Raw genomic sequence first — 9,507 nt, 5'->3', positions numbered from 1 at the left:
CAAACCCGGCAGGGGCTTGCAGCCCTTTGCAATCCCGCTGATACTGCTTTACAGTACGCTTCGAGCTACACTCTCAAACCCGGCAGGGGCTTGCAGCCCTTTGCAATCCCGCTGATACTGCTTTACAGTACGCTTCGAGCTACACTCCCAAGCCCTACTTAAGGATGAGATGACTTTGTTTTCTTGCTTGAATGGGCCTTACGTTCTGCTTATACAGACGACGTAAGGCCATTTTATGTTTCTATGCTACCAATAGGGCAATATGGGATGTTGGGCTGTTGGTTGGTGGGGTGGTATCTTGCGGTGTTGGGGCCGGTGAAACGGGTATGGTTCCAGTCATGGAGGGGACAGGGGAGTTGCCGGATGTTGGCGAGGCGTCCGCACCGGGTGTCGGTACGGGGACTGGGGGAGCTGTAGGGGCCGCTGGCTGTGTTGGCACAGTGGTGGGCAGGACGGGTACGGTAGGTGTGCCAATCGGCAAAAACAGATGGGGAGCATGAATAGGCCTGGCTGGCATGGACTGTGGCGTGGTATGGCGCAATGGTTGTTTTATCTGCGATGGATAAAAGGGAAATACGGGTGCAGTTATGGGTGCAGGTGCAACAGGCAAGAATGGAAACGTGGGCTCAATGACAACTGGTGTGGGCTGTGTGAGGGGATTTGTCGATGGGGCTGGGATGGGTACAGGAAAGGGCTGAGTGAGGGTGGGCGTTTCGCTGGCTATCTTTGTACTGGTGGGTGTGATAAGCATACCTGGATGCGGCTGGGTGGCAATGGAGCTATCTGTTGCAGGCGGCATCTGCTCTGCTTGCACAGTTTGTTTGTGTCTATTGGAAGATTGCGAAAAAACAGGCAAGCCGACCAGCGTGAGGATAACTATCCCCCCAACTCCTAACAGGAGACAGGTTGCGATTACTCTTTTTAAACGGCTAAACCAGATATGATTCCATAACGCCATGATTGTATCAATTATCATTAAAAAAATCTCCTTGCTTTGGCTTGATTGCCAGATTACATCAGACAACCAACCAACTTTTGTATAGATGATAAGAAAGAAGGCTAATGAAATATCCTGGTGGATTGTGGTTGCGGTTCCACTTCCAATGGCTTTTGGTCCCAGGATAGTTGCTGCGTACCAGAGATATGCAGATATGCAGGAAAGAAAGTACGTTGGAAACACTGTAAGATGTGTTCTAGATACATTGCACATTCTAAAGGGCGACGCATGATGAAGAATTGCTGGCGTTCCCAGTATTCGGAAGAGATAACGACCGCACCAGGAACCTGGGCAGTCTGTAGGATGTGTTCATAACCAAGTATGATATGGCGCTTTTTTCCTAGATAAATCAGGCGCAGGTTAGTCAGGATTAAGGTGCCATGATCTCTCGTTCTGACACGCTTGCCTTCACGGGGCGGCTCGTCATTGACGCGGGCTTCGGTACGATAGTGAGCACATTCTCCAGCTATCATTTGTACCGGTACGCTGAGTTGGGGTAATGGCTCATTGCGTAACCGCAGGGCAAGGGCTTCAATAGCAAATCCATAGAATCGAATTTCGCGCTCCGCCTGTAAGAGCTTCAGGCGTTGCTTATGTTGTAGATGTCGCTCATCTGTCCACGGCCAGGAAGGGACCGCGTCCAGCGTGGTCGAGGCTGGAGCGTTCTCTCCTTGCACTATCCCTCTGGAAACCTGCAGTGTATCCACAGCGCCATGATAGGATGGGGTAGACACGGTAGGTTTTTCGTGCGCGTTATATTCCCAGAAGTGCCCCTGCGGCGTAGCTGCCGTTGAAGGGGAGAGAACCAGCGGGCGAGGAGTACGTTCTGTCAGTAATTGCTGAGCCGGTGGTTTTTGGATGGCCGGAATCTCGTCCAGCGTGCAGGTGATAGCAGTTTGACTCCACGCATGAAGATAACCAATTAATTTCAAGCCCAGCGCGATATCCGCAATACCACGCGCTATGACAGTTTTGTCTCCAAACTGCAATTCCAGCCGCATGGATGGCATCCCCAGGATACGGCGATAGGTAGGTTTAAAATTGCTTAATTCAGATAATGAATACGATTTTCCCTGCACTTCCATGCGCTCAGGATAGAGCCGTAACACCTGCCCCCAGCCATAGGCACATTCCACAATTGGCTCAACAAACATTGCTCACCCGTTCTCCCCCAAAACCCTACAGATACTCCCATTCATAGGTAGAAAACGAGCGATCTCAATAGTGAGTAACGATCATCCATGCATCCATAGATAAACATAGTCTACTTCAGCCGAAGAATAGGTAAACAACTTTATCTTCAATTAAAAAAGGTATCCAAATGATAGAGGACAAAAACCAATAAAAAATCTGTCCCTCTTTGGGTATTGAAGCCAGCCAGAAGAGGGCTTATCCTCAAATAGATTATTTATTCTGTTTCATATGATCATGCCCTTAACCGACAATTTATACAAAAATACAATCTGAATAGTAATTCTTGTAGGAGAGAGAATGAGGATAACCCGAAAGTGGTATGTCTTTTTAACGGTCTTTATTTTGCTTGGCTTCGTAACAGGTCTCGCACTAACCGTTCATTTTACAACCTTAGCCTATGCTCATCATAGAACCATACCTATTGCTATTGCACCCTCTATCGATAGCAAAGCTGTTCCTATGGGGAGCACTGAGATTGCCAGCAACTATTTTGCGCCTTATATTGATATCAGTGCCGATACTGGTGGTAAGACGTTAACACAATTGGTACAGGAGTCTGGTGTCAAATATTTCACGCTCAGCTTTATTGAGGCCGCCAATGGATGTACGCCTGAATGGGGTGGGGCTAATGTCACACTCGACAATGACAACAATCCACAAAATGGCACAGCGGTGATCGCAAACACGGTAAAACAACAAATTGCCGATCTACAAAATGCGGGTGGCAATGTTGTGATTTCCTTTGGCGGCGAATCCGCAGATAATACTCAAAATGGAGAGCTAGGGCAGGCCTGTACAGACGCAACTTCACTTGAGCAAGCATATCAATCGGTAGTAGATCACTATAACATTGACCATATTGATTTTGATATTGAAGGCAAGGTATCAACGGATTTACTGGCGAATGCACGTCGTGATCAAGCGATCAAGCAACTGGTCCAGATCGAAAAGAATAAAGGAATCAATCTTTCCGTTAGCTTTACGGTTCCAGTTGTGAAAGAAGGTTTGGTCAATGACAGCAACTCCTCATATCCATCCGATGGACTGGATGTGGTTCAAAGCGCCATCAGTGATCAGGTTCCTGTGAACGTATTTAATATTATGACGATGTATTATGGCTCAGAATGCAACAATTGTGATATGGGGAACGTTGCTGGTCAATCAGCTGATGCGGTTGCGAAACAGTTGTCGGTTTTTTATAGTCAGAACGGCCAGACCTTAACGCAGAGCCAGATCTATCGTCAGATTGGCATCACGCCTATTATCGATAATCCGACGGGCGTTGTTGCCAGCGAAAGCTCTATCTCAACCTCTGGCACGCAAGAATTATTACAATATGCTCAATCCCAACACATCGGTGAGCTCTCAATGTGGGATTTCAAGCGTGATATGCAGCACCAATTTGCCTACTCAAAAATCCTGACTGCTTTCTCTGACAATCAGAGCCAGAACTTAAATCAGGATCAAAATCAAAACACAAATCAAAAACAGAAACAGAAGCAAGGCCAAAGCCTGGATCAAGGTCAACAGAAACGGAAGCATCAGCATTACGCCCAGGCGCAAAGCAATGTGAAGGCATGGGCTTCTGACAATACACTTTACAATCCAGGTGACCGGGTAAGTTACAAAGGCCATGTCTGGCTTTGTAAACAACAAATATGGGGTCAGGCGCAATGGACTCCCGATGCACCGGGTATTCAAGGTCAATACTGGATACAAGATGATAGCTCTGGCAGTGATAGTAATCCAAACAACACTACCACTCCCAATAATAATCCGACAGTAGAGCCAACCACTTCACCATCCAATTCCTCTTCAGCATCGACTACAACGACTACGACGGATGGCAAGAGGCTAAAAGTGATGGTCACGTTTTATAATGATATCGGTGCGATGGCTGATGGGCAACAGACCCATCGTGGAGCATGCGCGGTCTATAGTGCTCAGTTTAAACTGGGGACAACTTTCGATTTATACGCCTCCGCAACCGCTACGACACCCGCATATCATTGTACGGCAGAGGATACTGGTACAGAGGTATGCTCAAATCATGTTGATGTCTTTTTACCATTATCCACCAGCACTCTCATGCAAATGGGAGCGCCAAGCATGTACCTGCAACTGACTGGCGTAAATCAAACAGTCGTGCAAGAAGCGGCAGATAATCATCCTAACAGCATGGGATGTGAAACCGGTCATAATCCTCAATAAATAGCGCGTCTCTTGCCTGCGCAAGGCAAGCAGGTGTCAGATTAAGAATGGAGGCAGGCGTGACCTGCCTCCATTCCCGAAGAGAAAAAGATTTATTCACAACAAGGTGTTTTTATCACGAGCAATCAGGGTCTTATAGCTTCTTTTTAGCGAAGAAGAGACGCAGGAGTTTAGCCCGTAAAGCTGGCCAGGAGTGCTCCAGCATAGTTTGCTCATCCTCCAGCGGTATATGTTGTTGCGCTCCCCAGCGCTCGCGCACAAATAATTCAGTCATACGCCACAGGGTTCCCTGATAGGTGGGAAGATGCCGTATCAATACGTTTGTATATTCGTATGGAGTCTGCCACGCACTGGGACCTAATCCTGCCCAGCCAGCAACGCGACAGGCGCGCCAATATAAGCCAGCTATTTTAGAATGCCGCACATCCTCTTGATGTGTACGTCGTCTGTAAATAGCAAAGACAAGGAAGAGAAATGCCAGCAGCAGGAATCCCAGGGCAATCCATACCATAACCAGCTGAGAGCCTGATGTGGATGGGTCCGACGATTGCTGTTCGGTCGGTGTGGGATGAGAGGATGCATTGTTTGGTACCTGAACAGTTGGTTGGGCAGTAGCTTTTACGGCTGGTTTCGTCGCAACTGGTGAGGGAGTCGTAGAAGGCGCGCTTTGAGATTGCGTAGAATAGCCCGGCGTAGGATCAAAATCAATCCACCCCGTCTCAGGAAAATACGCCTGTACCCAGCTATGGGCATCATCCCCTGTTACAGTCCAGACTTTATATCTGCTATCGTACTTGCCGGAACTGAAACCAGTCACGAGACGCGTTGGAATATGCAAGAGACGTCCCATGATAGCCATCGTGCTGGCATAATAGGTGCAATAGCCAGTACGGGTTTGCAATAACCAATCCACCACATCTTTATTAGGAGGAATGGCGCTATTATCCAAAGAATAAGTAAACGTATTTGGATCACTCAGATGGGATTCGATACTCTTCAAAGCAGCATAGGCATTGGTATCATTTTTGGTCCATGCATGCATGGTCTTTGCCACGTCAGGGGAGAGATCCGTCGGGGTTTGCAAATACAAAGCACGCAACCAGGCAGTACGTAGCCAGACATCTGGTGCGACATCTGGCAACGGTATATTCTCAAGTCCTGCCGCCGAAGAGAGGGCAGAAGTGACTTGATAACGCGAGCCAGCAATCAGTGGTTGTGTCTGCATCCAACCCGTCATTGTTGTCCCAACATTGCTATCACCTACCAGCAACACCTGGGTTGGCTCACTAAAACTGATTGGTTGTGCTGGAGCAAAGACATAATCTTTGGAACCATTGATAGTCTGGGACACCGCTACGCTGGTAGTAATGCGCCGGGTCTCATGGGTATTTTCTATCAGCATACTAGCATTCGCTGCATAGTTGGCGGCTAACAAAGAGTTGTTGTTATTAGTCCAACTATTCCCACTAAAATGATCAAAAGCTACCCCTTCTAAATAATGGGACTGATGATCGGAACTCACATAAGAAAGAACATTGCCAGTCGGCAAATGCACACTATTCGATATAGTTAATTGATTGCCAAAATAGTTAGTCGCTCCTGAGGCAGAAGAGATAAACGAATTGACCGTATTCCAGGATAAATCGCCGTTGAGAGCGCTATTCCAGACGGTATCGATTCCACTCCACAATGACTTGCCGCTTTCAGGCTGTGCCAGCACGGGAAAGAACCAGCTCAATGCTACCACGATAGCCATCACCAAACAGGCTGCCTGCATACAACGTCCAGTCAACTTTTTCAACCAGACTTTATCGGTATATAAACCTTCATGGTTCCACTGAAGCAGCATAGTGGCAAGATGCACTCGTGCGATTAAGAGTAGTAAAGCGCCCAGCATAACCAGTATCAAAAGATTAAAATCATTTTTTACATAGTTGAGATTGACCAGCATGATCGAGCTATAGACCAGTGCGACCAGCCAGGGGAGCCGGACACGATAGACCAGCCAGCTACCAAAGTAGCCCAAAAAAAAGCATAAGAAGGCGAGATAAAAGAAGAAAACACTTTCACCCGCTAAAGAACTCTGTTGCGCAATCTGGCCCATCACAGCGAAGCGCAATCCCGTAACCACCTCAGGCCAGGAAATGTGGAAGGTATAAGCTGTCCCCCAGAGAGCCAGGAAATATCCAATCACGCAAGCCAGTAGATGCAACAGAGCCTGTGGTAGGAATGGTAGTTTAGCAATCCCAAAGCCAATCAATAATCCTACGATAGGATAGATATAGAGACCGAAACTCTGGTGAACCCAATTTGCGTTTACAATCACAACCACCACGCTATAAAGCGCGATAGCCAGCAGCAGAAATGCTAACCAGCCTTCCTGGGGGAAAGGCAAACGGCTTGAGGAGGGTGCAGAAACAGGTGTGTCTACGCGAGAAGCACGGAAATCAGAAGCTAGCATATCAGGGACAGAAGATGGACCAGTTTGATCGTGAAGGTCCCGTTCACTTTCATCAACCCGACGTTGACTCTCAATAAGGCTCGAACGCATCAAATACTCCTCTATACAGCAACAATCCCCAACGGCACCACACCCATCAAGCAATGAGTATACAATGTACATCCGACAAAAGCTGTAGCTTGGATCACAGTTAGGACCATATATTTATGCTGATCTACAAATAGATACGTCATACAACTTCAATGCGTAACAAAAACCAGAACAAATGAACGCAATGGCCTATCCGCCTTACCTATCATGGCAGGATCAAAAAAAGCACAAACATCGTTTATCCGTTCTTTTTCTTCTTTCTACGGTTTCCTTACACCAGAGTTGCAAATTCAAACAAAAGAGCATAAAATGATGCAGGGTATGACAACCATACCCTGCATCCGGTGCAAAATAGTCTGTATGCCTGCTGTCACCATCAAGCATTTTGGAGTGAGCTTTTCTTCCCAAAGAACAGGAGAAGCAGGCTTGGTGCAATCAACAAACAGCACGCGCCAAAGATAAATGACATGGTGAGATTTACGTTGGTTTGCAGCCAGCCAGCGATGGCGGGACCAAAGCTAAAACCAAGGCTCCAGGTAACTGAATAACAACCGGCCAGGGTACCACGTAATTTGGGCGTAACCTGCTCCATCTCAAAGGCGGCATAGACAGGTTCGATCAGGGTCCGCAAAAATGAACGGGTATATTCGCCCGCCACCGCCAGCGGTAACACAGGTGCAATACCAATCAGAACCATTAAGGGAGCACTGATATACTGTACCAGGGTAATAATACGCAATTTGCCCCAACGATTGACAAACAGAGGAGCCGACAGCGCGAACAGTCCTCCAACCACGCCTGAGACAGTAAAAATGACGCCAAGAGGTCCCGGTAATAGATGAAAGCGTAACACGAAATAGACCTGTATCAAAGCCACCACAGCGCCCTCACCCATAGTAAAAAGCAGGTCTGGTAGTAACAGTTTACCAAATAAAAGCAGTGGAATAGGCTGTTGATGATTACTGGCGGTACCGCCAACCGCTTCACCTACTATCTTGTCGTTAGCTTCGAGATCCATCACACCAGCCGCACCCGCTACAGAGAATGAAGATTTGGGCGCACTTTGTAAGAACCACAGTGGCAGGCCAAAGACAAAGGTAAACAGAGAGGCGGTAAAAACGCCCCAGCGCAATGCCAGCGCACTGGCCGCCGAGACATGCAACAGGCTACCAGCCAATTCAGGAATAAAGCCTCCCAATAAATTGCCCAGAGATCCTATCCCCAGTAAGAGAAAACTATTCATTGCCAGCACGCCCACGCGTTGCTCCTCAGTGGTACTTTCAGATAGAAGCGGCAAATTGGAAACCCAGTAGGCTGTTGAAACCAATCCTTGAATAAAGCTTAATATCAGCAACCAGGGAGCAGAGGTGGCTAACGCGATCAATGCCAGAAAGAGCGGGGACAAAAATGCAGTTAATAAGAGTACAGGTTTACGCCCCCAGCGATCCGCCAGCAAACCAACCGGCACAGCCGCAATCATAGCACCAATCGCCGACATGGCAGTGAAGATTCCAATAAAATCAGGTTTGAAGCCCAGACTGTGCACATAATAATTCAAAGTAAGATTTGCAATACTGAGCTGGAAACCTTTGCCAAGAGTAAATGTCAGTAACAGATAAACATTGCGAGGCAATTGAAACAATGACCATGGTCGTTTACGAGATGAAGACTTTTGTTGATCCTGGACCGACTCCACTGAAGAATTGGGATCATTGGAAACCGAGGGCATAATCAGAAAACTCCTGGCCTGCACATACACAGAGATAGATAGATAAATGAATAAACAGATATAGGCTAGCCTATCATATTCTCTAATCCCCTGACAATGCACAAAAGGACAGGTTTCAGGGGCCTGTCGTCTGCCCTACACTGGTTTACAAGGACGGGGAAAGCATTCACCGTTTCCAATTACGGCTTCCTTCACCATTGTTCATTTGATCAAGCGGCTACCGACGAAAAAACAGAAATTTATGCTGTAACTCTGGCCGCTATCGCGCGTACTAACAATAGTATTGGAGACAGGCGCAAAAAAAGCGTTTATAAAAGAGAACTTTTACTTCATATTGACTTATACGCGAAGCTCAAACACTGCTAGCGCGAGCGAAGATGCAGGAGGAAATACAGAATGCAATTGGCAAATCATGCTATCGCAATTCACGGCATTCATATAACTGAGATATTGCAGCCCGGGAATATCATTGCCTGGCTCATTGTCGGCTTAATTGCAGGCGCATTAGCCAGCACCATCGTGCGTGGACGTGGCTACGGCTGTATTGGCAATATTATTGTGGGATTGGTTGGCTCAGTCATTGGAGCCATTATCGCCAGCGCCTTAGATCTGGGAACTTTCCATTTTTGTGGGAGTATCTTCATCTCCTTTATCGGAGCAGCCATCTTCGTCGCGATCCTGCAGTTTCTCTCTGGTGGGCGCTAACAAAGTGTTTGATTCCCACTCTCATCGGGATCTTGCTGCTCACTTGCTGGCAGGCGCCTGCGCGCCTGCGCCCTTTTTAGTGTGTGGTGCAGAAAAGGTGCATAGCACCTTTTCTGCACC

At 47.5% G+C, this 9,507-nt stretch carries 6 protein-coding genes; 2 read left to right on the top strand and 4 right to left on the bottom strand.

The window, feature by feature from the left end:
- Positions 1–241 precede the first annotated feature (241 nt).
- Together F1593_RS23395 and F1593_RS23390 are read right to left on the bottom strand one after the other, a co-directional pair.
- Complete coding sequence (locus tag F1593_RS23395) at positions 242–976, bottom strand: hypothetical protein (protein ID WP_149403982.1); 735 nt, start codon at positions 974–976, stop codon at positions 242–244.
- Between the two features lie 83 nt (positions 977–1,059).
- Positions 1,060–2,151, bottom strand: a complete 1,092-nt coding sequence (locus F1593_RS23390) for a hypothetical protein (RefSeq protein WP_149403981.1) — start codon at positions 2,149–2,151, stop codon at positions 1,060–1,062.
- A 337-nt stretch (positions 2,152–2,488) separates the two neighbouring features.
- Here F1593_RS23390 and F1593_RS23385 point away from each other — a divergent pair, with 337 nt between their 5' ends.
- The gene (locus tag F1593_RS23385) at positions 2,489–4,402 is read left to right on the top strand and encodes a hypothetical protein (RefSeq protein WP_149403980.1); all 1,914 of its coding nucleotides are present in this window, start codon (positions 2,489–2,491) and stop codon (positions 4,400–4,402) included.
- 133 nt (positions 4,403–4,535) lie between these two features.
- Here F1593_RS23385 and F1593_RS23380 read toward each other — a convergent pair whose 3' ends face one another.
- Together F1593_RS23380 and F1593_RS23375 are read right to left on the bottom strand one after the other, a co-directional pair.
- Complete coding sequence (locus tag F1593_RS23380) at positions 4,536–6,953, bottom strand: transglutaminase TgpA family protein (RefSeq protein WP_172632389.1); 2,418 nt, start codon at positions 6,951–6,953, stop codon at positions 4,536–4,538.
- A 376-nt stretch (positions 6,954–7,329) separates the two neighbouring features.
- Complete coding sequence (locus tag F1593_RS23375; RefSeq protein ID WP_149403978.1) at positions 7,330–8,784, bottom strand: MFS transporter; 1,455 nt, start codon at positions 8,782–8,784, stop codon at positions 7,330–7,332.
- Between the two features lie 294 nt (positions 8,785–9,078).
- Between F1593_RS23375 and F1593_RS23370 the strand changes: the two genes are divergently transcribed.
- Entirely contained in the window at positions 9,079–9,387 is a 309-nt protein-coding gene (locus F1593_RS23370; protein WP_149403977.1) for a GlsB/YeaQ/YmgE family stress response membrane protein, read from the top strand.
- Positions 9,388–9,507: the final 120 nt, after the last annotated feature.

It is taken from the genome of Dictyobacter arantiisoli (assembly GCF_008326305.1).
In the GTDB taxonomy this organism is placed as follows: domain Bacteria; phylum Chloroflexota; class Ktedonobacteria; order Ktedonobacterales; family Ktedonobacteraceae; genus Dictyobacter; species Dictyobacter arantiisoli.
Note: the sequence above shows the minus strand (reverse complement) of the source record. Positions and strands in the feature narration are given on the sequence as shown.